This is a genomic window from Sediminimonas qiaohouensis DSM 21189, assembly GCF_000423645.1.
Taxonomy (GTDB): Bacteria; Pseudomonadota; Alphaproteobacteria; order Rhodobacterales; family Rhodobacteraceae; genus Sediminimonas; species Sediminimonas qiaohouensis.
This window is the reverse complement of the sequence record NZ_AUIJ01000032.1, coordinates 1-24,268: the sequence shown is the minus strand read 5'-3', so window position 1 is coordinate 24,268 and position 24,268 is coordinate 1. Positions and strand designations below refer to the sequence as shown.

The following is a 24,268-nucleotide window of genomic DNA, read 5'->3' as shown; positions in this document are numbered from 1 at the left end:
GGCAGGGCAGGGCAGTGAACAGGATTTTGAAACGGTCGCTGGCCGGTCGCGAGATCGAAGGCGGCGCCGGAATTCTTGACATGCTTCACATGCCGCCGCGTGATGGCATGCCGGGGCTTGCGCGGATATTTTTCACGCCTGATACCGACCCCGATACGGTCTTGCCCGAGGGGCTGGGCAGTGTCGTGGGGCGCGGCAGTATCGGCGGTTGTATCGTTGTGGATATTGAGCACTCCGCCAAGGACACAGATGACGTTCCGCTGCCGCTACCAGTGCGTGATTGCAGCGCGGCCATGGCGCCAACCGTATCCGAGACGGAGCTGTTTGCATCGCTGAACTGCGGTGTTGCGCAACATAACGGCGAGTCGGTTGAAACATTGCGCGACTGGCTCTGCTGGCATCAGCGAGTTCATGGGTTGCAAGCGGCCCTGATCATCGAGCGGGGGCACCCTGACGCGGTGGACGGGCTATGCGATGCGTTGCGCGATGCGCTGGACGCGGCGGGCGCGTCCGGCCTGACCGTGGTGTTCGTGACCTCGCCAATCCCGCTGGGGCAAGCGGACACCGGCCCCGAGGCGCATCCGATGAACGCGCCCGACGCCCCCGGCAAGGACCGGATGGAACTGCCCAATTGTGATCGTTGGTCCGCGCCGTTGGCGGCGCTGTCCATATACGAACTGCTGCGCCATCGGTTCCTGTCGCACGCGCGCGCGGTGATGAACATTGATGTGCACGACCTGTTGCCGCCGCTGAAGAACGCCGCCGAGAGCATGGCGGAGCAATCCATCTTTGACCGCGCGGTCGCGGCGCCGGAAGGAACACTCGCCCTATCCGGCGAGCGGATTTACCCATGGGGGATACGCAAGGGGCGCGCGCCGGTGTTCGGGGATCATATCTGCCGCCGGTTTGATCGCGACTCCGGGCATGGGCGGTGGTGCTTGGCCCCCGCCCGCACACCTGCGGGGGTGGTGTGGCGCATGGTGCGCGTGGTTGGCGCGCGCGCGCAGGCGCCGGTGATCGGGTTCTGGCGGTGCATGGCCTTGCGTCATGGCGCGGGCGGCAAGGATGCGGGCAAGGTGTCGCGCATCGTGCCGAAATCCAGCCTGGTCGAAGATCAGGGTTTGCTGCATCTCGCGCGTGATCTGGGCGCCAAGCCGCTGCGCATGCCCAAGGCCGCACTGCGCCCCGATAGCCATACAACCGATCGGGTGGCGATCGTCACCACGATGAAGAACGAGGGGCCGTTTATCCTTGAATGGTTGGCCTATCACCGCGCGATCGGGGTGGATGATTTCCTGATCTATACCAACGATTGCGATGACGGCACCGACGCGTTGCTGGATGTGTTGCAGGAAAAGGGCCTGGTGCAGCATCGCGACAATCCGTTTCGTCAGTTGGAGCTGAAGCCGCAGCATGCCGCCCTGGCCGCGGCCGAGGACGAGCCGATGATCAGGCGCGCCGGCTGGCTGATCTGCATGGACGTGGACGAGTTTATCAACATTCACGCGGGCGAGGGGCATTTGCGCGATCTGTTTGCCGCCGTGCCGGATGCCAACATGATTTCGCTGACATGGCGGTTGTTCGGCAACGGTGATGTTGAAACCTTCGAGAACAAGTTCATCACCGAACAGTTTACCCGCTGCGCCCCGCAAATGGTGCGCAAACCGCATCAGGCGTGGGGGTTCAAGACGCTGTTTCGCAACCTGGGCATCTTCAAAAAGCTCGGGGTGCACCGGCCCAAGGGGCTGAAGCCGCAGCTCAAAGATCAGATCGCATGGGTCAATGGCGCGGGGCGGCGTATGCCTGAGACCGAGTATCGCAACGCGTGGCGCTCGACCACCGATACCGTGGGCTATGACCTGGTGACGCTTAACCACTATGCGCTACGCTCGGCCGAAAGCTTTCTGGTCAAGCGTGATAGGGGGCGGGTCAACCACGTGGACCGCGATCAGGGGCTGGCGTATTGGTTCCGGATGAACAACAACGCGGAGGAAGATCGCAGTATCCAGCGCATGTTGCCTTCGCTGAGGGAGGAGTACAAGCGATTGCTGTCAGACCCGGATATTGCCGCCGCGCACGCGCAATGCGTAGCGCGCCATCGGGCGCGGATCGACGAGTTGAAGGCCGCGCCGAAATATGCGGCGTTCTACCAGGACCTGATCGGCGACAGGCTCAGGGCGCTGTCACGGCTGCATCGGCATTTTGGCGCGGCGGTTTTCCTCGCCGGGCCCGATGTGATCCCGGACGAGGTTTGGCAGCAGGAATTGCCCGAAGATTTCTTTTTTACCGTGCAAAAGGGGGAGACATCCCATTAAACTGACGCACAACAAGGGGCAAAAGAAGCCCGCGACAGGCAAATCGGCAAGAAGGGGCAGCCATGGCACGCGAACGCGAGGTCGGAACGCTGTGGATCGGCGGTGCGCTAAGCTGGATGGAGCAGTTGTGCCTCAAGTCATTCGTTGATCAGGGTCAGAAGATCACCCTGTTCAGCTATGAGGAAATTCCCAATGTGCCAGAGGCGGTTATCCACCGCGACGGGCGCGAAGTGATCGATACGGACGACTTCATCAAGTATGAAAGCAAGGACAGTTTCGCACTGTTCGCCGACCTGTTTCGCCTGCATATGATCAAGCAGAACCCCGGCATGATATGGATCGATACCGATGTCTATTGTCACCGGCCCATGGAGTATGACAGCGACTACGTCATGGGGTTCGAGCTACCGGGCGAATACCGGGTCAACAACGCGGTTCTGGGGTTGCCGGCGGACAGTCTGATCCTGAACGATATGCTGAGCTTTACCGAAGACCGGTATTCCGTCGCGCCGTTCCTGCCCAAGAAGAAGCAAAAGGAATTTCGTGCCGCACGCGAGGCGGGGCATCCGGTGCATGTAAGTCAGCAACCGTGGGGCGTTTGGGGGCCGATGATGGTGACCCATTTCACACATGCGCACGGGCTTACGGACAAAGTTCAACCATTGGATGCGTTTTACCCCGTAACCTTTAGGGATCGCATGAAGTTTCTGCAGCGTGCAAGTGTTGCGGAAGGGATCGTTTCAGAGCGAACCACGGCGCTGCATCTGTGGGCTTCGAACAAGCGGGAGATGGGGAAGCGACACGACGGGTTGCCGCCCAAGGGCTCTTACCTGGAGATGCTGACCGCCCGGCATGGCATCCGCGTTGGCGAGGCGCCCCTTAAGGGGCGTGGAAAGTCAGCGTTTCAAGGGGGATTGGTGGATGAAATCACCCTGGACCAGGTGGAATCCTTTGCCGATTTGAGCGGACAAGCGCGGTCGCTCGCCTTGGCGGCGCATGGCCGGTTTGATTGCCAGGTGCAGATTGTTGATGTAAACAATGAGGGGCAACCCCCTGAAAAGCAGAGCAAATGGGTTGATGAATACCGCCAGTTCCTGTTGGATCACGATGTTCCCAAGGAAAAGATCAGCATCATTCGCGATCTTGGTGCGCTCCGCCCGGTTGACGTTCTGGCCAATCTCAGGGGGTTTGGGGATGGCCGTAAGGTCAAGTATTTAAAACCTTTTCTGGATGGCATGATGCATTCGGACACGCAGATGTTCATGGACATCCGCAAGGGATCCGGCGCGTTTCCGTTTTTGCGCGACTACGGCGAAAGCGAGATTCTTTCGACCCGCGAAGAAAACGCCAAGGAAGTGCGACGCGTACGTTTCGTCAGGTCCGCGCCCTCAATCGTACAAAACGACGACACCTGGGATGCCATCGCGCGGCGCCTTGCGGGGGAGGATGGATTTTACCGGCCGGGGCCGGAGGGGCACTCGTTCCTGTATGTCCCGCGCAGCCGTGATACGCTTGTGGTGACCTTCGACAACCTGGACATCACCATGACCAAGCGCGAGGACCGGCGCCCCTGGGGGTACTCCTTTATCGAGGCGCAGGGTTGGTCGATGCTGGGCGTTTTGGCGGGCGGCTGGACCTGGTACCGGGAGCCGTGGGTGGCCGAACAGTTCGACGAATTGCGCGACAGCGGCTTTTTCAAGCAGTTCAAGCGGGTCGTGTTCTATGGCGCGTCGATGGGCGGGTACGCGGCGTGCGCCTTCAGCCCCGCCGCGCCGGGGGCGGACGTGGTGGCGATCAGCCCGCAATCCACGGTGGATAAATCCGTGGTCCCGTGGGAGTCGCGCTACAAGGTGGTGTGGGATCGCGATTTCACCGGCCGTTACGGCGATGCGGCCGAGGTGTCGCGCGCGGCGCGGCGGGTGTCGGTCCTTTATGATCCCTACGAGCCGCTGGACGCGAGCCACGCCGCGCGGTTCACCAACGACAACGTGCAGCATCTGCGCGCGCCGCTGCTGGGGCATCGTCTGGGCACCTCGTTGCAGCAGATGGGCATCCTGAGCCCGATCATCCTGGGCGCGCTGTCGGGCGATCTGGGGCAGGACGAGTATTACCGTCTGCTGCGCGCGCGCCGCGATGCGCCGCGCTATCAGCGCGAGTTGTTCAACCGCGCGGTCGAGAGCGGGCACAAGCGGTTGGCGCGCCGGTTGGGCGAGTGGGTGTTGACGCGCAACGAAAACCCTGCGGTACGCCGGGGGCTGCGCAAACTCTAGCGGCAAGCGCCGGGGAGGCGCCGAAGACATGCGAATTCTTTTGGTAAGCTGCCTGCGCAACGAGGGGCCCTACCTTCTGGAGTGGCTGGCCCATCACCGCGCGGCCGGGGTGACGGATTTTCTACTATATACCAACGGGTGCGAGGACGGCACCGATACGATGCTGGATGCGCTCGCAGCAAAGGGCGTCGTCACGCATGAGCGCAATCGCCACGCCGAAACCGGGCGCGCCGCGCAGTGGCAGGCGCTGGCGGACGCGTGGGCGCACCCGCTCAGGGCCGAGGCCGACTGGATCATCGGGATCGATTGCGACGAATTCATTAACATCCGCGCGCCCGAGCGGCGCTTACCGGGCCTGATCAGCGCGATGGAGGGGGCGGACCTTATCTCAATGCCGTGGCGATTGTTCGGGAACAACCGACGAGCGCGGATGCGCGATGCGCTCACGCTAGAGCAATTCACCCGCGCCGCGCCGCAGCCGTGCCCCTATCCGTTCATGGCGTCGTCGTTCAAGACGATGTTCTCGGCCAATGCGCCGGTGCGCAAGATGGGCGTTCATCGCCCCCGCCTGACCGAGGGGGCGCGGCCCGATTGGCGCGACGGGTCGAACCGGGCGATGCCGCGCGCGATCCAGGCCGGGCAGGGCGCGCCGGTGCATTACGGACGCCCGGGCGCCAATAGCCATGTGCAGCTTAACCATTATTCGCTGCGCTCGGCCGAGAGTTTCATGGTCAAGATGCTGCGCGGATTGCCCAGCCAGATGCAGCGACAAATCGGCCTGGATTATTGGATCGAGCGGAACCTGAACATGGTCGAGGATACCACCATCGCGCACATGATCCCGGCAACGCGCGCGGCGCTGGCGCAATTGCACGGGATGGTGCCGGAGTTGACCGCGTTGCATGCCGATGCGGTGGCGTGGCACCGGGGGCGATTTGCCCGCCTCATGCAGACCGAAGAAAGCGTGCGCTTGTTCGGGCATTTGCTATATTGCAACGGGCAATCGTTGCCGGCGGATGCCGATTTGCGCGATCTGATCCGTTGGCGGCATGCCAGTCTGACCGGACAAAACCAGAAACGAGAAAACGAATAACAAGAACACGAGGCAGTGACATGTTGTTGCAAGAAGAAGACATTCCGCGCGCCGCGCGTGCGCCCGAGATTGCCAATCTGGATGTGTCGGCCCTGTCACAGGACGATCTGGCCAAGCTGGTATTGCAGCGCTCCGAGGTGATTGCCGATCAGGATCGCCCCGGTGCGGCCATTCGGGCGTGGACCAACGGCGACGAAGGGCCGCTCAGGGACGTGGTGAACGATATGGGCGCCGAGATCGCCTTTCGTGCCCTGGCGGCGATCAAGGCGGAGTTCGAAGCGTTGACACCGGTTCTGGATCCGGCCCTGATCTCGCAGGGGGCGCGTCGGCGGTTGGCCGATATCGGGTGCGGATATGCGTTTTTCGATCTGTTCGCGGCGCGGCGATATGGCTGCGGTTTGGCGTTGATCGACCTGGAGGAAAACCAGCGGCGGCATTTCGGGTTCGAGGAGGCCGGCGCGGCCTATTCCAGCCTTAAGGTGGCGCGCGCCTTCCTCAAGGCGAACGGGGTGCCGGCGAAGGATATTCGCACCCTCAACCCCGAGGAAAAAGACCCGCTGAACCTGCCGTCGATGCATGCGGCGGTGAGTTTCCTGGCCTGCGGGTTTCACTTTCCGGTGACCGCCTACATGCCGTTCATCGCGCAGCGCATGCAACCGGGGGCACGGGTGATCATGGATCTGCGCGCGCGCCGGGCCGATGTCCAGCAGCAGGAGTTGGAGACACTTGGCGAAATCGTTGCCACGCCGCCCGGGCCAAACAAGGCGCGCCGCGTCGTGTTACAGCGCGGGCCGGCGGAATAAGGCGGATCAGGCCGCGCCGCGGAACCCGGTGGCGACGACGAACTTCTCTGAGCTATCCGCGCGCGAGGCGGGGGGCTTGATGTTCACAACCTTGGTGAACTTCTGCTTGAGCAGTTTTTGCAACTCGCCCTCGGCGCCGCCGGCCAGCACCTTGGCCACGAATGTGCCCCCCTCTTCTAGAACGTCGAAGGCGAAATAGGCGGCGGCCTCGCACAGGGCGATGATGCGCAGATGGTCGGTTTGCTTGTGGCCGGAACTGGAGGCGGCCATGTCGGACATGACCACGTCGGCGGGGCCGTCGAGCCATGCCTTGACCTGTTCGTCGGCGCCGTCATCCATGAAGTCAAGCTGATGGATCTCCGCGCCGGCGATCGGCTCGACCTCTTGCAGGTCGATGCCGAGGATGCGGCCCTGCCGTTTGTCGGTGCGCTCACCCAAGGCGTTGACGCGCTTGACCGCGACCTGGCACCAGCCGCCTGGCGCGCATCCCAGGTCCACGACGCGGGCGCCGGGCACGAGAAAGCGGATCTTGTCGTCCAGCTCGAGGATCTTGTAGGCGGCGCGGCCGCGATACCCTTCCGCGCGGGCGCGTTTGACATACGGATCATTGAGTTGCCGCTGCAGCCAGCGGGTCGAGGACGACTTGCGTCCGCGGGCGGTCTTGACCTTGACCTTGAGATCGCGCTCGCCGCGCCCGGATGTGTTTTTCTTAGCCATGTCGCCCCCTATGTCACGCCCGCGCCGTTAGCAAGGGCCGGGTTCGAGCACGCCATCGGCGCTCATTTGTGCGTATAGCAGGCCCTCGCGCAGGCCACGGTCGGCCACCGACAGCCGGTCGGTCGGCCAGCAGCGCAAGAGCGCCTGAAGGATCGCCGCGCCGGACATGATCAGCGCCTGCCGGTCCTGCCCGATACGCGGGTCGCGGCGGCGGCCCAACGGGCCCAGATCGAGGTAGCCGCGGATCACCTTGTCGATTTCATCGGAGGTCATGCGCAGGCCATCCACCTTGGTTCGGTCATAGCGTTTGAGGCCCAAGTGACTTGCCGCGACGGTGGTCACGGTGCCGGATGTCGCCACGATCTGGAACCCGGCGCGCGATTGCTCGTCCTTGTAGGGGGTGAATTCGGCCAGGTTTTCCTCGAAGAACCAGCTCATCAGGGCAAAGCGCGCGGCGTCGTCCTCGACATCGTTGAACTGATCGCGCAACGTCGCGACCCCCAGTGGCACGGAAATCCAATCCACCACGCGCGCGGCGGGGCGGCCGTTTTCGTGCGCGGCAAACCCGGTATGGAGCTGCATGATCGCCTGCATCCGGTCGCATTCGGGGACGCCGCACAGATCGATCCAAACCAGTTCGGTCGAGCCGCCCCCGATATCGACGACAAGCAGTTGCTCGGTCTTGGAGGAAACCAGCGGCGCGCAAGAGATCACGGCAAGGCGCGCCTCTTCCTCGGGCTTTATGACGTCCAGTTGCAGGCCGGTCTCACGTTTGACGCGGCGAATGAAATCGTCGGCATTTCGCGCCCGGCGGCAGGCCTCGGTGGTCACGAGGCGCATGCGCTTGACCTTGTGGCGCTTGAGTTTTTGCTGACAGATGCGCAGTGCTTGCACCGTGCGCGCCATCGACGAGCGGCTAAGCCGTCCGGTCGCGCCAAGGCCACTGCCCAGTTGCACGGTCTTTGAAAAGCTGTCCACAACTTGAAATTGACTGCCCGTCGGCCGGGCAATCAGCATGCGACAACTGTTTGTTCCCAGATCAAGCGCGGCATACAGCTCGGCCTGAGCGGGGGGATTGGGCGCGGGGCTCTCAACCGGTATCGGGAATGCGCCCGCACCACCGGGACGCTTGGGCGCCATAGCGTAACGCCCTCCATTTTCGAGTTACCCCAAAGGTAGTATCGCGATCCGGTTTGCGCAAGCTTTGTGGCAAGACGCGCCTTTCGCGATCGACATGAGGTCGCTGGTTGTAGCTTTTCTGTCGAAAATCGCCCTCATGAGGTATGAATGCTGCTTTAGGTGTGGCGCTAACGCAGGAGGGGAATCATACTATGCCGGATGTGACCATAGTTTACTGGCGGGATATTCCCGCGCAGGTCATCGTCGGAAAGGGGCGCCGGGGCACCAAGAGGCCGCTGGCAGAGCGGTTTGAGCAGGCGATCGACCGGGCGGCGATGAAAACCGGCGCGGCGGGCACGGACGCCTACCTTGCCGAGTGGCGCAAAGCGTCCCCATATTCTGTGGAGGGAGAGCCGGAGCAGATTGCCGAGGCAGAAGCCGAGAGATTGGAAATGGAATACGATCAAGAGCGCATCAAGGCGCTGATAGAAAACAATGGTTGGGCCGCGGCCGGATGAGGCTGACACCTGCAAGATTATGGGAGGCCGCAATGGCTCTGTTGAATTTCAAGAAACGTGCGGATACCGCGAAGTCCGTGAACCCGCAGATCGAGGCACTGTTGCAGGACTATTCGATTGAGGTGATGCCGCGCACCGCCGAGAAGGTGGATAATTTCCGCGATCTGCTGCCAGAGGGCACGCGCGTTTACATCGCGCATATTGAGGGCACCCCCATCGAAGACATGGTCGCGACCGCGCGGCGCCTTGCACGTGAGGGGTATCCGGTCATGCCGCATTTTCCGGCCCGGATCATCAAGGATGAGGCGACGCTGGCCGACTGGATCGAGCGCTATCAGGGCGAGGCGGGCGTTGATCAGGCACTGCTGTTGGCCGGCGGAGTTGCCAAGCCGTTTGGCGATTTCGATAGCTCGATGCAGTTGATGCAAACCGGTCTTTTCGAGAAGGCAGGGTTCAAGCGGCTGCATGTTGCGGGTCATCCGGAAGGAAGCCGTGATATCGACCCGGACGGCGGTTATGACAACGTGTGGGAGGCACTGCGCTGGAAGCAGGCCTATTGCGAGTCGACCGATGCCGAAATGGCGCTGGCGACGCAGTTCGCGTTTGACGCCAAGCCGATCATCAAGTGGGCCGACAACCTGAAGGCCGAGGGGATCACGATGCCCGTGCATATCGGCATCGCGGGACCGGCGAAGTTGCAGACGCTGATCAAGTTCGCGATCGCCTGCGGGGTCGGTCCGTCGCTAAAGGTGCTGCAAAAGCGGGCGATGGATGTGTCCAAGCTGTTGTTGCCCTATGAGCCGACCGAGGTTCTGGCTGATCTGGCTGCTCACAAGGCCGCCCATCCCGACTTCAATATCGAGCGCGTCCACTTTTTCCCGCTTGGCGGCATAAAGACCAACGCCACGTGGGCCATCGAAAACGGCGGCGCCTCTGGCGTGCCCGCCGCACAAACCCAACAAGGATAAGACATGACCCGGACAGTCGTTGAATCAAAGACGAAAACCGCCATTATCGGCTTTGATCAGCCGTTCTGCGTGATTGGCGAGCGGATTAACCCCACGGGCCGCAAGAAGCTGGCCGCCGAGTTGGAGGCGGGCGATTTCTCAACGGTAGAAAAGGACGCTCTGGCGCAGGTGGCTGCGGGGGCGACGGTTCTGGATGTGAATGCGGGGGTTGTCTACAATTCCAACCCCAATCCGAACGAGACCGAGCCGCCGCTGATGACGAAGATGATCGAGTTGGTGCAGGGGCTGGTCGATGTGCCATTGTGCATCGACAGCTCGGTGCCCGCGGCGCTGGAGGCGGGGTTGCAGGCCTGCGAGGGGCGGCCGCTTCTGAATTCGGTCACGGGCGAGGAAGAGCGGTTGGAATACGTGCTGCCGCTGGTGAAGAAGTACAACGTGCCGGTGGTGGCCATCTCGAACGACGATTCGGGCATTTCCGAGGATCCCGATGTGCGGTTCGAGGTGGCGCGCAAGATCGTGCAGCGAGCGGCAGATTTCGGTATCCCGGCGCATGACATCGTGGTTGATCCGCTGGTGATGCCGGTGGGGGCCATGGGCACGGCCGGGTTGCAAGTTTTCGCGCTGGTGCGGCGCTTGCGCGAGGAACTGGGCGTGAACACCACCTGCGGCGCATCCAACATCAGCTTTGGCCTGCCCAACCGCCACGGTATCAACAATGCGTTCCTGCCGATGGCCATGGGCGCGGGGATGACCAGCGCGATCATGAACCCTGTCGCGATGCCGGTACCGATGTCCAAGATCGAAGAGCGCAAGGCAGCACTGGCCGCTGCGGGGATCGTGGTGCCCGACGATGTGGATCTTGAGCAGTTCTGCAAGCTGACGGGCCTGGGCAGCACCAAGCCACGGGCGGGCAAGGAGATGGAGGCCATCCGCGCGGCCAATTTCCTGACCGACAATGACCCGTCAGGGGCGGCATGGATCCGGTTCAACAAGGACCCCGACGCCGACACCGGCGCAGGGGGCGGGCGCGGCACGGGCCGCCGTCGGCGCCGCGCCTGACCAAAGGGCGTACCAAGGGGGGCAGGGCGCCCCCCCTTGTATGATCACTTCGCGATGTGATCGGTCGTGTACAGGTAATCATCGCCCGGAGCGGCCGTATGGCACGCGATGCAGCCTGCATCCATGCCCTTGGCCACGCGTCCGGCAAGGCGCATGTCCTTGGGGTTCTTGTCCAACGAACCATCCGGCAGATACTTGGCCCAGAACCAGTTCTGGTTATCCGGGTCGTAGCCGTCTTCGCGTTTGAACATGACGGTGATCGCGCCGAGGTGATCGCCGGGGGCCATCAGGACCTGATCTGCGGAGACGCCTTCGGGACCGTAGTTGCGCTTGATCACCAGGTCGCCTTCGTGCCCATCAATTGTGGCCTTGGTGTAGAATGTCTCAAGCATGAGGCCGTGCGGCTCCAGCCCGTCATAGGGGAACGAGCGGATTGCGCCATCGCCTGCAAGGTTTTGATCCGTCATCGCCTGCCAGACCTTGTCGGCATAGGCTGCGTCCTTGTCGGTGCCGAACGGCGCCATGTCTTGTGCCAGGGTCACACTGGCGGCGAGGATGCCGAGCAAAAGCGGCGCAGTGAATTTCCATGTCATCTTTGATACCTCCCGTGACTTTGCGTGGGTGGTCCAAGGGTAACAGGAGCGCGTGCGACCGATCGGTCACGATCCAACACGATCAAGTGAGCGAAAGGGCAATGGAGACCCGCCGCGACGGGGTCGGGCGGGCATAGGATGTCGGCATTGGAGAGCGCGCGGCGTCTTAGCGGCCCCAGGAGCGAACGGCACCACAATCCATGTGCACGAAATTCGAGCGCGAGTAGCGACCCACGCCACCTGCGCGGCAGGACATCGCGGCGCGCGCCATCTGATCCACGCTACGCGTGGCGAGACGCAGGTCGTTGGCCTGCCCCTTGAGGTGGAGGGAGTTCTTGGCAACGCCGCTAGAACGCCGGCGCAGCATGGCATTGGTTTCGGGGCTGCGATATCCGGACAGCAGCAGGTAGGGTTCGCTCACACCCAAAATGGAGTGGGTCGCCGCAACGATATCGACGGTGCGGGTATCGATCACCTTGACCTGATCAGTACGCCAGTCGCGCATGAAATAGTTGATCTCGTTCAGCGCATCGCGGATGTAGTCGCCTTCGATCCAGTAGATCGTATCGAGGTTTTCGCCGGTTCGGCCGTTATACATCCTGATCCGGCGAATATCGCCGGCGCCGCGGAGAAACCCGGCGGCGTTGCTGTATGTGGGGGCTGCGGCAAGTGTTGTGGCCGCAAACGCGCCAAGCAGCGCGCTTCGGCGCGAAATTGTGGAATTGCCATTGTCTGTCATAATCTTCGGCGCCTGTCCCGTCGCTCCACCTGTGACCGCGCTACAACACGGTTCGCTTTCGTTTTCCCCACGTGATGCCAAATTTCTTGCACAAATTGATTCTCCAACCAACCCGCTTTTTTGTCTTCCGGCGGATTTTTGCCATATTTCTCGGTTTCATTCAGGAATCGAGCGATTCGCGGCAGGTATCCGGCCGCATGGAAACCGGTGCACAGGTATCGCCATCAGGAAATCCTGATCAAAAAGTGAATGGACTCCGCCCGCATGATCGCGTTGAAATCTATAGACACATTTAAAAACTCGGTTTGAGAGAGGATCGCAATGTTCATGTCGACCCCCCGCTTTGGATTTGGTCACGTGCTTGGGTGCGTGGCGGCGGCTTTTTGCGCATTGCTGGTGCTGGGTGCATCGCCCGCAGTTGCACAGGTGACCGCGTTCAAGCAGGCCGTTGCCGAGGCGGCCGCCGCAGACCGCGACATCGCTGCGTTTTACCGCGATCGGGGTTATTCACCGATCTGGACGGGGAGCGAGGCCGAGGACAAGGCGCGGCGCAAGGCCCTGTTCGCAGCTCTTGACAACGCACCGGTGCACGGATTGCCGCGCTATGGCGCCTACAATGCGGAGGAATTGAAGCGCGCCATGAAAGCCGCGCGCACCATTCGCGACATGGGCCAGGTCGAAGTGAAACTGTCCAAGGCCTTTCTGGCTTATGCGCGCGACGTGCAGACCGGGGTTATCGTGCCCAGTAGCGCCGACAGCGGCATCGTGCGGCAGGTGCCGTATCGCGACCGGCTGTCGTACCTGGTGAATTTCGCGAAGAGCGATCCGCACGGGTTCATGAAGGCGTTGCCGCCCACCTCGCGCGAATACACCCGGCTGATGAAGGAAAAGATGCGCCTGCAAACAGTGGTGGAGCGCGGCGGCTGGGGCCCTTCCGTGCCGGGACGCACGCTGGAGCCCGGGGCGCAGGGCGATGCGGTGGTCAAGCTGCGCAACCGCCTTGTCGCGATGGGATACATGGGACGCAGCGCAACGCGGGCCTATGACGCGCAAATGCAGCGCGCCGTTCAGCAATTCCAGGTCGATCATGGGCTGGAAACCGACGGCGTAGCCGGCAGCAGCACGATCTCGGCGCTGAACGTGCCGGCAACGGAGCGCTTGAAATCCGTCATCGTCGCGATGGAGCGGGAACGCTGGCTGAACCGGGACCTGGGAAAACGTCATATCAAGGTCAACCTGACCGATTTCACGGCCAAGATCGTGGATGATGGCAAGGTGACGTTCCGCACGCGATCGGTGGTCGGCGCGACAAGCACGGATCGGCGCAGCCCCGAGTTCTCGGACGTGATGGAACACATGATCATCAATCCGACATGGCACGTGCCCCGCTCGATCGCGGTCAACGAATACCTGCCCCAGATGCAGCGTAACCCCAACGCGGCCTCGCATTTGCGGCTGGTCGATGGCAGCGGGCGCGTTGTGCCGCGCTCGGCGGTTGATTTCACTCAATACACGCGCAACACGTTCCCCTTCGACATCAAGCAGCCGCCATCGAATAGCAATGCGCTTGGCCTAGTGAAGTTCATGTTCCCCAACCGGCACAATATCTACCTGCATGACACACCCAGCAAGCACCTTTTTGCACGGGAAAAAAGGGCGTTCAGCCATGGCTGCATCCGGTTGCAGGACCCGTTCGATTTCGCCTACGCGCTATTGGCGCGCCAAACCGACGATCCCAAGGGCCTGTTCCACTCGATCCTGTCCACCGGACGCGAAACCAAGGTCGATCTTGAGCAGAACGTCCCGGTGCACCTGATGTACCGCACGGCGGTGACAAGTGCCAAGGGACGGACCGGGTACCGCGAGGATATCTACGGCCGCGACGCCAGAATCTGGAACGCGCTGCAGGCGGCAGGGGTGGCGTTGCAGGCGGTTCGCGGATAAGTCTTGGCCCGAAAACATCGGGATGAGACTGCCATGGGCCACAGCATCAGGGAGATCGCCGAAGCACTCGGCGCGCAGGCGTTCGGAGACTTGGATATCCGCGTGGAGGGCGTTGCTGAGCCGGCCACAGCCGGGGCAAGCGACCTGGCCCTTGCGATGCGCCCCGACTATGCCGAAGGATTGGGCAAAGGGCATGCGCGTGCAGCCATGTTATGGGACGGCGCCGATTGGCGTAGCCTGGGCCTTGAGGCCGCGATCACCGCACCGCGACCGCGCTATGCCATGGCCGGCCTGTCGGCCCTGATGGACAAGGACCGCCCGCGCGCGGGGCAGGGCGTACACCCATCCGCAGTGATCGACGAAACCGCCAACCTTGCCCCCGATGTCACCGTCGGGCCCTTGGCCGTGATCGGCGCGGGGGTCGAAGTCGGGGCCGGAGGCGTCGTCGGGGCGCACTGCTTTGTGGCCGACGGGGCACAGATCGGGCCGCAGTGTCTCTTGCACGCCGGAGTGCGGATCGGCGCGCGCGTGCGCATCGGCGCGCGATTTATCGCGCAGCCCGGGGCGGTCGTGGGCGGTGACGGGTTTTCATTCGTCACCCCCGAGGAATCAAGCGTGGAGCGCGTGCGCGACACCCTCGGGGATCAGGCGGGTGCACAGCAGGGACAGGCATGGGCGCGGATACATAGCCTTGGAAGTGTTGTCATTGGCGACGACGTGGAGCTGGGCGCGAATGCTTGCATCGACCGGGGCACCGTGCGTGACACGGCGGTGGGAAATGGCGTCAAGTTCGACAACCTGACCCAGATCGGGCACAACGTCGTGATCGGAAACGATTGCCTGATTTGCGCGCAGGTGGGTGTCGCAGGATCGTCATCTATCGGCAATAACGTCGTTCTGGGCGGACAGACAGGCGTGAGCGATAACCTGATGATCGGGGACAACGTGATAACGGGCGGCGCAACCAAGGTGCTTGCCAACGTGCCGGCGGGGCGTGTCATGCTGGGCTACCCGGCGATGAAGATGGACAATCACGTCGAGGTATACAAAGGCCTGCGCCGCCTGCCGCGTCTCTATCGCGACGTGGCCGCATTGCACAAAGCTGTTTCAAAGCTGACCGAAAGACACTAGATCAGCGACGAGGAAGGAAAGGCCGCCATCATGGACGTCAAGACCAAGGTGATCGAGATCATCGCCGAGCAGGCCGTGCTGGAGCCCTCGGACGTGACTATGGACAGCACCCTTGAAAGCCTCGGGATCGACAGCCTGGGGCTGGTCGAGAGCATATTCGCGATCGAGGAGGCCTTTGATATTTCAGTGCCCTTCAACGCGAACGCGCCCGAGGAAAGCGATTTCGACATATCCTCGGTGGCGTCGATCGTCGCGGGGATCGAGAAGCTGGTGGCAGAACAGAAATGAAACGCGTTGTCATTACCGGCGCGGGAACGATCAACGCGCTAGGCCATGACGTAGCCACGACGCTTGATGCGATGCGCGCGGGGCGCTGCGGGATCGGTCAGCTGGAGCTCCGCGATGTCGAGCGCCTGTCGATTCAGATCGGCGGTCAGGTCAAGAACTTTGCGGCCGAGGGTCATTTCAACCGGCAACAGATGACGCTTTATGATCGGTTCACGCAATTTACCCTGATGGCCGCGCGCGAGGCGATCACGCAATCGGGTCTGGAGTTCAGTGGCGAATTGGCCGCGCGCGCGGGTGTCGTTCTGGGCACGGCTGGCGGCGGCGTCAGCACGTGGGACGACAATTATCGCGCGGTCTATGAGGAGGGCAAGAACCGGGTGCATCCCTTTGTCGTGCCCAAGCTGATGAACAACGCAGCCGTCAGCCATGTCAGCATGGCCTACAACCTCAAGGGGCCGTCCTTTACCGTCTCAACAGCCTGCGCATCCAGCAACCACGCGATGGCGCAGGCTTTCCAGATGGTGCGCGCGGGGGCGGCGCCGGTCATGGTGAGCGGCGGATCGGAATCGATGCTGTGCTTTGGCGGGGTCAAGGCGTGGGAAGGCCTGCGCGTGATGAGCCGCGACGCGTGCCGCCCGTTCAGCGCCAATCGCAACGGCATGGTACAGGGCGAAGGGGCCGGTGTGTTCGTGTTCGAGGAATACGAACATGCGCGCGCGCGGGGCGCTGACATCCTGGCCGAGGTCAGCGGCTTTGCCATGTCGTCGGATGCGTCCGATATCGTCATGCCCTCGAAACAGGGCGCGGCGCGGGCAATGGCGGGGGCCCTGCAGGACGCGGGCGTGAACCTTGATCAGGTCGGATATATCAATGCCCACGGCACAGGAACGGCGGCCAATGACAAGACCGAATGCGCCGCCGTGGCCGATGTGTTTGGCCATCACGCCGACAAATTGATGATCTCCTCGACCAAGTCCATGCACGGGCATTTGATCGGGGCGACCGGCGCGGTGGAGCTTTTGGCCTGTATCATGGCGGTGCGCGACGGTGTGATCGCGCCCACCATCGGGTACCAGGAATTCGATCCCGAATGCGCGCTGGACGTGGTCCCGAACGAGGCGCGCGAGGCCGATGTCGATGTGGCCCTGTCCAATGCATTTGCCTTTGGCGGGCTGAATGCGGTTCTGGCGCTGCGCCGCGTCTGACAAGGCCGTTCAAATGAGAACGGCCCCCGCGCATTTCGAACGGGGGCCGGGCAGGAGCATTTCCCTTTGTTTTCAGTTTTTTATTGAGGCTGAACCACCGAGGTTTTGTCGTAACTGGCGGTGAACCCGGCCAGTGACATGTCAAGCTCTACGCGCTGATCGGGGGCGACGAACGGGACCAGCGACACCGTCGCAACCTGTCCGCCCTTGAACGCATCTACATCCTCTTCCGTGAACCCGATGCGCGCGTAGCAGCCCATCTTGTCGCAGACCGAGAACGGATAGCGCTTGGCCGAGTTGTCATCCACCTTGATCGTCAGTTGCGCGGTCAGCAGCGTTTCAAGCGGCACGGAAACCAACGCACCTGCCACGGCGCGGTTGCCCTCGGGCAGACGGAAAAAGCGTACGTTGGCGACCTGGTTTTCGTTTTCATCAAGCAGGGCCTGGAACATCTGGCAGGGCTCTTCCCCTTCGTCCACGCGCACGCATTCAAGCGACCAATCGTCGATCTCTTCCTTGATATAGGGTTGGCCAGCGGCATCGGCCGGCTCGCCAAGGCTGAGGCCGTCGGCGTCTTGGTTGTCCTGTGCCACGGCCGGAGCGGCCAGCGCCATGAGAGCGATAAATGGAAGCGTTATCAGATGTCTGGGCATGGTATCCCCGTGCTTGACTGTTTCGTGTCTGTATTGCGTCGGTATTTAACATGGGCCGATTGGCTTGTCAGGCCGTCAATGTCGGGCAGTTGCGCCATCATGACAAGCCCCTTTGCCCGCAATTTCGGAACCGATGAGAAAGACAAGAAAAAGGGGCCGCAATCGGCCCCTTTCATTTATTTTTCTCCCTGCCGGACTGGCCGGTCTTGGTTTCTGAAGAGACGCTAGGACGATTCATCGCAGTGGTCAACAGTCAAAGCGATATATCCCTCAACTGCAAAAAAGACCGCACCCGCAGGTGCGGTCAGTCCAACAGGGAGGAAGTTACCCGCCCACGCGCGCAACAGGGCGGCGCAGCGGTGCGAGATGACTTTCATCATGAGTTCAAAACGTTAACTATTCGTTTCGGATGACGCGAGGCGCGGATCCTCGGGTTGGACCGGCTGGCGTTGATTGGGATAGACCAGCCCGGCGGAGATCACCAGCTTGGCCGCATCCTCGATCGACATGTCTAGCTCGCGAATGTCGGAGGCGGGAAAGAAAAGCAGGAAACCCGAGGTCGGGTTCGGCGTGGTCGGGACAAATACGCTCATCAATGCCTCGCCCGGTGCGTTTTCCGCGCGCGCGGCGATCTCGCCCTTGGCCTGCGTCGAGATGAAGCCGATGGACCAGATCCCGCGCCTTGGGTATTCCACCAGGCACGCCTTTTCGAACGAGCGCTCGGACTGGGCGAAAACCGTTTCGGCGATTTGTTTGACCCCGGAATAGATCGAGCGGACGACCGGCATCCGTTCCACGATGGATTCCGCCAGCCCGATCAGGGATCGCCCGATCAGGCCCTTGGCAACCCACCCAACAACGATGGTGAACATCAGGAAGATGATCACGCCGATACCGCGCAGCGGAATGCCAATATAGCGTTCCGGGTGAAATTGATACGGCACCAGCGGCAGCACAACGCCATCGACCCAACCGATCAGCGTCCATATCAGCCAGATCGTCAGGCCGACGGGGGCGATCACGACCAGGCCGGTCAGGAAGCTGGAGCGCAAGCGCGCCAGAACACCGGGACGGCGCGGCTTTGGCTCCGGATCGAAGGGCGTGTTCATGGGCAATATCCGGTCAGATAAACAAACCCACACTTAGGCGCTTTGCGGTTGCATAACAATGGGCACTGCGCAGGCCGCAGGGGCAGGGGAGTTAGCCGGCCTTGGACAGCTCAGCAGCGATTTGCGCCGCCAGCCGGGCATTGTTGCGCACCAGTGCGATGTTGGTCTCAAGCGCGCGCGCGCCTGTCAGGTCGTGGATACGGCGCAGCAGGAACGGCGTCAGCGCCTTGCCGGTAATCCCAAGTTCATCAGCATCCATCGTTGCTTGGGCAATGACCGGGCGCATTTCCGATTGCGGGATCTCGTCGGCGCGGGGCACCGGGTTGGCCACCAATTGCCCGCCGGCAAGCCCCAGATTGGCGCGGATAAGGTGCGCTTGGGCGATCTGCGCCGCGCTGTCCATCCGCAGGGGCGCGGTCAGCTCTGAACTGGATGACCAGAAGGCAGGCAGGGTGTCTTGCCCATAGGCGATGACCGGCACGCCGAGCGTTTCCAGAACCTCAAGCGTGCGCGGCAAATCCAAGATCGCCTTGGCCCCTGCACAAACCACCGTGACGGGCGTCTTGGACAACTCGTAAAGGTCCGCGGAGATGTCGAGGCTGTTCTCGCCGCCCATGTGCACGCCGCCGATGCCGCCGGTTGCAAAGGTGGCTATACCGGCCGTTGCTGCGGCGATCATGGTTGCGGCCACGGTCGTTGACCCGGTTCCGCCGGTGGCCATGCAGGCGGCCAGATCGGCGCGGCTAAGCTTGGCCACGCGGCGGGCGCGGGCGAGGGTGTCGAGCTGCTCCTCGCTCAGGCCGGCGTATAGGGTGCCGTCCAGGACCGCGATGGTGGCGGGCACGGCGCCCGCCTCGCGCACGTCGGCCTCGACCTCGCGGGCGGTTTCAAGGTTTTGCGGCCAGGGCATGCCGTGCGTGGTGATCGTGCTTTCCAACGCCACGACAGGCTGCCCCTGCGCGCGGGCGCGGGCCACTTCGGGTGACAGGGACAGGACGCTCATGGCGTTTCCTTTTGCGATCATGGGCGAGGCGCGTCTAATCGGGCGCGCAAGGCCTCCTCTTGGCGCGTTCGCGGGCGCGGCGCAAGGGGGGCGGCACGCGCGCAAGTGATTTGGGGCTTGTGTAAACGCGGCGAACGGGCTAAAGCGCGGCCACTCAATCCCGCAGGCGGGGTCGGGCCACCGGGACAGACATCCCCCGGGGTCCACCGGTTGGAGCGCAATTGCTCTCACACCCCCGCCGAGGCGTAAACCGGAAAGGAAAACGATTATGGCTCTTCCCGAGTTCACATTGCGTCAGCTGCTTGAAGCCGGCGTTCACTTTGGCCACCAGACCGCGCGCTGGAACCCCCGCATGGGCGAGTTCATCTATGGCGCCCGCAATGGCATTCACATTCTCGACCTGACGCAAACGGTGCCGATGCTCGACGCGGCGCTCAACGCGATTCGCGAAACCGTTGCGAAGGGCGGCCGTGTCCTGTTCGTGGGCACCAAGCGCCAGGCCTCGCAGCCGATCGCAGACGCCGCCGAGAAAAGCGCGCAGTATTACATGAACCACCGTTGGCTGGGCGGGACGCTGACCAACTGGCAAACGGTTTCCAAGTCGATCGCTCGCCTCAAGCACATCGACGAGCTGATGGAAGCCGGCGCCGAAGGCCTGACCAAGAAAGAGCGTCTTGGCCTGGAGCGCGAGCAGGAAAAACTGCAAGCCAGCCTGGGCGGTATCCGCGAAATGGGCGGCGTTCCGGACATGCTGTTCGTGATCGACGTGCGCAAAGAGCAACTGGCCATCGCCGAAGCCAAGAAGCTGGGCATTCCGGTGGTTGCCGTGGTCGATACCAACTGCTCGCCCGATGGCGTCGATTACATCATCCCCGGCAATGACGACGCCGCACGTGCGATCGCGCTTTACTGCGACCTGGTCAGCCGCGCCGCACTGGATGGCATGACGGCACAGATGGGCGCCGCCGGCGTCGATCTTGGGGCACTGGAAGAGGCCCCCGCAGAAGAAGCCGCCGCAGAGACCCCGGCGGAAAACGCAAGCGCCTGAAGCGCTGCGCCACGAAAATGATACCGGAGCGCGGGATACACCGCCTCCGGACCCAATTGTTCAAATCCGAGGAGAGCCAACCATGGCTATCACTGCTGCACAGGTGAAACAGCTGCGCGACAGCACGGGCGCAGGCATGATGGACGCCAAGAAGGCGCTGACCGAAAATGACGGCGACATGGATGCCGCCGTTGACTGGCTGCGGACCAAGGGGCTGTCGAAAGCGGCGAAGAAATCCGACCGTACCGCGGCCGAGGGCCTGGTCGCCGTCACCATCGAGGGTGGCAAAGGCGTCGCCGTCGAGGTGAACGCCGAGACCGATTTCGTTGCCAAGAACGGCGAATTCCAGAGCATGGTCGCCGATATCGCCAAGGCCGCGCTCACGGTCGATGACCTCGAGGCGCTGAAATCGGCCGATCTGGGCGGCAAGACCGTTGCGGACACGATTACCGACAAGATCGCCACCATCGGCGAGAACATGTCGCTGCGCCGCTTGCAGCACATCGAGGGCGATACGCTGGTGTCCTATGTGCACAACGCGGCCGCTGATGGCATGGGCAAGATCGGCGTTCTGGTTGCCACCAAGGGCGGCGACGAAGCCTTTGCGCGCCAGGTGGCCATGCATATCGCGGCGGCCAACCCCGCGTCCCTGGTTGAGGCGGATCTTGATCCCGCTGTCGTGGAGAAGGAACGCCAGGTCCAGATCGACATTGCGCGCGAATCGGGTAAGCCCGAGCAGGTCATCGAAAAGATGATCGAAGGCCGCATGAAGAAGTTCTTGTCCGAGGTGACGCTTCTGGGTCAGGCCTTTGTCGTCAATCCCGACCTGACGGTCGCGGATGCCGCCAAGGAAGCCGGCGCCGAGATCACCGGGTTCATCCGAATGGAAGTGGGCGAGGGCATCGTGGTTGAGAAGGAAGACTTCGCAGCCGAGGTTGCCAAGGCCGCGCAGGGCTGAGCCACGCAATCGCCCGCGCAGCTTGGCATGGGTAATGCCATATGAAGAGCGGTGCCACCCGGATGGGTGGCACCGCTTTTTCGTTACCAAGTGAAAAACTGACAAAATACTGTCGACCCGGAACACGGAAGAATACGATTTCCGGGTCGACAACCGGCGAAAACCGGAACAAGAACCACAGTGCCCAGAAATACCTAGGTTATGAGGTTCCACGTCCCAAAGGCCAAGCCTCCACTCACGGAACCTGGCAAGAGTGCCCAATTTCCGCGTTGCAGGAAAGTGGGGTATTCCTGACCTTGCGTAATGGCAAAAGCGCCCCGCAGAGAGGGTTTCGCGAGGGGGCCACTAAACCCAAGGTTGATTAAAGTCTATACATTTGGTTGTGAAGCGTCGCTTTCAGCACCGCTTGAGCCGTCGTTTCAACGTCAAGCGACTGACGCGCAAGGCGCAGGTGTTTTTCGACCATCGCCCGCGAAATCCCCATAAGCGTGGCAATGTCTTGCGTCGTCTTGCCATCGCCAACCCATTCCAACGTCTCGCGCTGGCGCTTCGTCAATGTCCTGTGCGGGCCGGCGTAGGGCAGCGATGTGATCTTGAGGTGCGCGACGTTGTTCATCAACAGAATGTCCGTTCCATGCTTTTGCCAGATGGTATCGGCGTCTTCCTGGCTCAGATCCGGGCGGGCCGTGAGGCCGATCGCGCCCTTGGCCCGCGAGGAAATCGCCCGGAAGCTGATGGAATAGCCGGCATGGACCTGAAACGAGTGGTTGAACGTGACAACGCGCCTCTGCGCTTCGTTCAAGGCACCAGAGTCGAGCATGCACCGGATACGCGCCCAACTGCACGCGCCTTCGTTTTCCAAAGCCCATTGCGTCATTGGCGCGTGAAAATACAGGCCGTCGTCGATGTATTGTTCCACATACCGCTTGTGGTGGTTCGACAGGATGACGAAATCGGCGGGGTCGCCAAGGGAGTTGGAAGTTCGGTAATTAGTATATCCGTACAGGAGGCGATCGAACCCATACTCGGCCATGCGCCGTGTATGCATATCCCAGAGCTCTTCAAGGCTCTGCGCGTTGGTCAGGGCCATCAAGTGCTCAGGAAGTGCTGTCATGCGTTCGCCCTGAGATGCCCCAAGAGCGCATCAATGGCCAAGGGATAGCCGGCGGCGCCAAAGCCACATATCTGGCCGATGGCGACGGGTGCGATGTAGGATTTGTGGCGAAACGCCTCACGTGCATGGATATTTGACAGGTGCAATTCGACGACGGGTAGCTCAATTGACGCGATCGCATCCATCAGCGCGATCGAGCTGTGCGTATATGCGCCCGCGTTCAATATGACACCGTCATGCGAGCCGCGTGCGGCGTGCAGCATATCAATCAACGCGCCTTCGCTGTTGCTTTGGGAAAACGCCACGCCGATCTCAAGCGCGGCAGCCTTTTGGTGGCACAGGGCCTCGATATCGGCCAGTGTCGTGTGGCCGTAGACCTGGGGCTGGCGCGTTCCCAGCAAATTCAGATTTGGCCCGTTCAGTATCAAAATTGAGGTCATGAGCTATGCCTGTTACTTGCTGCCGACGGCAAGGATAAGTCTCGAACCGGCGCCGGGGAAAGGGGTGTGCGATTTTTGCACCCAAAAACAATGCGCTGCGCGGTATTTTTGCCGCGCTTTGGACGGCTGAGGCCATATGAAGTTAGCCGCTTAGGCAGTTGATTTCAAAGAGGTTAAATTTTGGTTAGCGAAACTCACTTGATTCCCATTATTGGGGTGTATCCCCACAGCATACGGGGGTTGCGCGAATCGCGAAAAGGTTGAAAGTCTGCTCCACATTAAATTGGAGGGAGATATGGCAACCGTTACTGTCAGGTTTTTCAAGATCGAAAAGGTGCACCACAGTGCTCCAGATTTGGAGGTTGTGTTGCAAAACGCGCACGCATCAGGTGAAAAGGCAAGCGAGCGAGAAAAGGATATTTTTGGGCATACACTACGGTTGGAGAGATTGACGCAAGACAACACCTTCTACGATGGTGAAATTGTCCGAAAGCAGACAGGCGACATTCCCCCGGAAGCAAATGACGTTGGGCTACAAAGACTTTCCGTGTCGGCGGGAGGAGGTATCGGTCACTGCATAGCTTTTCGATACAGCTCCGCGCTAAAGTCGCTTGCAATACAATTCGATAACAGGGCAGTTTCAGTCAACAGATTGCTTGCGTATCTTCGAGCCTTTGACCCCACATATGACTATCGAGCAGAAGCGATAGTTGGAAAAGATGCGTGGGCAAAATATAATCGCGGCCTACCGACAAAGCTCACACTGACGATTGCACAGCCACAAAATTTAGAGGCCGTAGAGGGGAATGTTGGCTCCGTAATCGATTCTACCAGAACACTTTCTGAGATTTACGACGGACCTGGGCTCTGTTGCACAAAGCGCGTGAGGGATTCATGTCGCGAATCCAGTGTGGTAGCTGGGCGACATGAGCAGACCCACACCCCCAACCTACAAGACCAGGAACTGGCCGGCCTATAACGAAGCGCTCAAGCGCCGTGGCTCGCTGACAGTCTGGTTTGACCCGGAGATGATCTGGGAGGCTGCGCCGACCGGTAAGCGCGGTCGGCAGCAGACCTACAGCGACACCGCTATCCAGACATGCTTGACGATGAAAGTGTTGTTCGGCATGGCGCTACGCCAGACCACAGGCTTCGTCGAGAGCCTGCTGCATTTGGTCGAC

Annotated in this window: 23 protein-coding genes; 14 read left to right on the top strand and 9 right to left on the bottom strand. The window is 61.6% G+C overall.

The window, feature by feature from the left end; all coding sequences use genetic code 11:
• Positions 1 to 14 precede the first annotated feature (14 nt).
• The 4 genes from G568_RS0116010 (at position 15) to G568_RS0115995 (ending at position 6,481) form a co-directional block, all read left to right on the top strand.
• Entirely contained in the window at positions 15 to 2,315 is a 2,301-nt protein-coding gene (locus G568_RS0116010; protein WP_051203105.1) for a glycosyltransferase family 2 protein, read from the top strand.
• A 62-nt stretch (positions 2,316 to 2,377) separates the two neighbouring features.
• Positions 2,378 to 4,585, top strand: a complete 2,208-nt coding sequence (locus G568_RS19120) for a glycosyltransferase family 32 protein (protein WP_037374325.1) — start codon at positions 2,378 to 2,380, stop codon at positions 4,583 to 4,585.
• A gap of 28 nt (positions 4,586 to 4,613) precedes the next feature.
• Positions 4,614 to 5,678, top strand: coding sequence for a glycosyltransferase family 2 protein (locus G568_RS19115; protein WP_084627436.1), 1,065 nt, complete (start codon positions 4,614 to 4,616; stop codon positions 5,676 to 5,678).
• A 20-nt stretch (positions 5,679 to 5,698) separates the two neighbouring features.
• Positions 5,699 to 6,481, top strand: a complete 783-nt coding sequence (locus G568_RS0115995) for a class I SAM-dependent methyltransferase (protein WP_051203102.1) — start codon at positions 5,699 to 5,701, stop codon at positions 6,479 to 6,481.
• A gap of 6 nt (positions 6,482 to 6,487) precedes the next feature.
• On the opposite strand, the gene G568_RS0115990 is transcribed toward G568_RS0115995, so the two are convergent.
• Complete coding sequence (locus G568_RS0115990; protein WP_026758960.1) at positions 6,488 to 7,198, bottom strand: RlmE family RNA methyltransferase; 711 nt, start codon at positions 7,196 to 7,198, stop codon at positions 6,488 to 6,490.
• 27 nt (positions 7,199 to 7,225) lie between these two features.
• Positions 7,226 to 8,338, bottom strand: coding sequence for a Ppx/GppA phosphatase family protein (locus G568_RS0115985; RefSeq protein ID WP_026758959.1), 1,113 nt, complete (start codon positions 8,336 to 8,338; stop codon positions 7,226 to 7,228).
• Between the two features lie 191 nt (positions 8,339 to 8,529).
• On the opposite strand from G568_RS0115985, the gene G568_RS0115980 reads away from it, so the two are divergent.
• From G568_RS0115980 to G568_RS0115970, 3 genes are read left to right on the top strand one after another with little or no spacing between them, the layout of a single operon-like run.
• Positions 8,530 to 8,835, top strand: a complete 306-nt coding sequence (locus tag G568_RS0115980; RefSeq protein WP_026758958.1) for a virulence factor — start codon at positions 8,530 to 8,532, stop codon at positions 8,833 to 8,835.
• A gap of 32 nt (positions 8,836 to 8,867) precedes the next feature.
• Positions 8,868 to 9,803 carry a methylenetetrahydrofolate reductase gene (locus G568_RS0115975; RefSeq protein ID WP_026758957.1) on the top strand — a complete coding sequence of 312 codons (936 nt, stop codon included), beginning with the start codon at positions 8,868 to 8,870 and terminating at the stop codon, positions 9,801 to 9,803.
• Between the two features lie 3 nt (positions 9,804 to 9,806).
• Positions 9,807 to 10,862, top strand: a complete 1,056-nt coding sequence (locus tag G568_RS0115970) for a methyltetrahydrofolate cobalamin methyltransferase (RefSeq protein WP_026758956.1) — start codon at positions 9,807 to 9,809, stop codon at positions 10,860 to 10,862.
• Positions 10,863 to 10,906: 44 nt separating this feature from the next.
• Here G568_RS0115970 and G568_RS0115965 read toward each other — a convergent pair whose 3' ends face one another.
• Both G568_RS0115965 and mepK read right to left on the bottom strand, forming a co-directional pair.
• Positions 10,907 to 11,455: a cytochrome P460 family protein gene (locus G568_RS0115965; RefSeq protein ID WP_051203101.1), complete on the bottom strand. Its 549-nt coding sequence runs from the start codon at positions 11,453 to 11,455 to the stop codon at positions 10,907 to 10,909.
• A gap of 166 nt (positions 11,456 to 11,621) precedes the next feature.
• Positions 11,622 to 12,194, bottom strand: coding sequence for a peptidoglycan L,D-endopeptidase MepK (gene mepK / locus G568_RS0115960; RefSeq protein ID WP_026758954.1), 573 nt, complete (start codon positions 12,192 to 12,194; stop codon positions 11,622 to 11,624).
• Between the two features lie 327 nt (positions 12,195 to 12,521).
• Here mepK and G568_RS0115950 point away from each other — a divergent pair, with 327 nt between their 5' ends.
• From G568_RS0115950 to G568_RS0115935, 4 genes are read left to right on the top strand one after another with little or no spacing between them, the layout of a single operon-like run.
• The gene (locus G568_RS0115950; protein ID WP_051203109.1) at positions 12,522 to 14,138 is read left to right on the top strand and encodes a L,D-transpeptidase family protein; all 1,617 of its coding nucleotides are present in this window, start codon (positions 12,522 to 12,524) and stop codon (positions 14,136 to 14,138) included.
• A gap of 33 nt (positions 14,139 to 14,171) precedes the next feature.
• Positions 14,172 to 15,269, top strand: coding sequence for a UDP-3-O-(3-hydroxymyristoyl)glucosamine N-acyltransferase (locus G568_RS0115945; protein ID WP_026758952.1), 1,098 nt, complete (start codon positions 14,172 to 14,174; stop codon positions 15,267 to 15,269).
• A 30-nt stretch (positions 15,270 to 15,299) separates the two neighbouring features.
• Positions 15,300 to 15,557, top strand: a complete 258-nt coding sequence (locus G568_RS0115940) for an acyl carrier protein (RefSeq protein WP_026758951.1) — start codon at positions 15,300 to 15,302, stop codon at positions 15,555 to 15,557.
• Entirely contained in the window at positions 15,554 to 16,762 is a 1,209-nt protein-coding gene (locus G568_RS0115935) for a beta-ketoacyl-[acyl-carrier-protein] synthase family protein (protein ID WP_026758950.1), read from the top strand. Before G568_RS0115940 ends, G568_RS0115935 begins: the two co-directional genes overlap by 4 nt.
• An 80-nt stretch (positions 16,763 to 16,842) precedes the next feature.
• On the opposite strand, the gene G568_RS0115930 is transcribed toward G568_RS0115935, so the two are convergent.
• From G568_RS0115930 to G568_RS0115920, 3 genes are all read right to left on the bottom strand, one after another.
• Complete coding sequence (locus tag G568_RS0115930; RefSeq protein ID WP_026758949.1) at positions 16,843 to 17,415, bottom strand: invasion associated locus B family protein; 573 nt, start codon at positions 17,413 to 17,415, stop codon at positions 16,843 to 16,845.
• A 392-nt stretch (positions 17,416 to 17,807) separates the two neighbouring features.
• The gene (locus G568_RS0115925) at positions 17,808 to 18,524 is read right to left on the bottom strand and encodes a DUF502 domain-containing protein (RefSeq protein ID WP_026758948.1); all 717 of its coding nucleotides are present in this window, start codon (positions 18,522 to 18,524) and stop codon (positions 17,808 to 17,810) included.
• A 91-nt stretch (positions 18,525 to 18,615) separates the two neighbouring features.
• The gene (locus tag G568_RS0115920; protein ID WP_026758947.1) at positions 18,616 to 19,527 is read right to left on the bottom strand and encodes a pseudouridine-5'-phosphate glycosidase; all 912 of its coding nucleotides are present in this window, start codon (positions 19,525 to 19,527) and stop codon (positions 18,616 to 18,618) included.
• A 268-nt stretch (positions 19,528 to 19,795) separates the two neighbouring features.
• On the opposite strand from G568_RS0115920, the gene rpsB reads away from it, so the two are divergent.
• Positions 19,796 to 20,575 (top strand): 30S ribosomal protein S2, encoded by a 780-nt coding sequence (gene rpsB, locus G568_RS0115915; protein ID WP_026758946.1) that lies wholly within the window; start codon positions 19,796 to 19,798, stop codon positions 20,573 to 20,575.
• 82 nt (positions 20,576 to 20,657) lie between these two features.
• Positions 20,658 to 21,533 carry a translation elongation factor Ts gene (gene tsf, locus G568_RS0115910; RefSeq protein WP_026758945.1) on the top strand — a complete coding sequence of 292 codons (876 nt, stop codon included), beginning with the start codon at positions 20,658 to 20,660 and terminating at the stop codon, positions 21,531 to 21,533.
• A gap of 361 nt (positions 21,534 to 21,894) precedes the next feature.
• Here the strand turns inward: tsf and G568_RS0115905 are convergent, their stop codons facing one another.
• Positions 21,895 to 22,647, bottom strand: coding sequence for a helix-turn-helix transcriptional regulator (locus tag G568_RS0115905; protein ID WP_026758944.1), 753 nt, complete (start codon positions 22,645 to 22,647; stop codon positions 21,895 to 21,897).
• On the bottom strand, positions 22,644 to 23,087 hold the full coding sequence (gene aroQ, locus G568_RS0115900; RefSeq protein WP_026758943.1) for a type II 3-dehydroquinate dehydratase: 444 nt from the start codon (positions 23,085 to 23,087) through the stop codon (positions 22,644 to 22,646). Before aroQ ends, G568_RS0115905 begins: the two co-directional genes overlap by 4 nt.
• Before the next feature lie 926 nt (positions 23,088 to 24,013).
• On the opposite strand from aroQ, the gene G568_RS0115895 reads away from it, so the two are divergent.
• A partial coding sequence (locus tag G568_RS0115895; protein ID WP_026758969.1) for an IS5/IS1182 family transposase occupies positions 24,014 to 24,268 on the top strand: 255 nt, incomplete at its 3' end.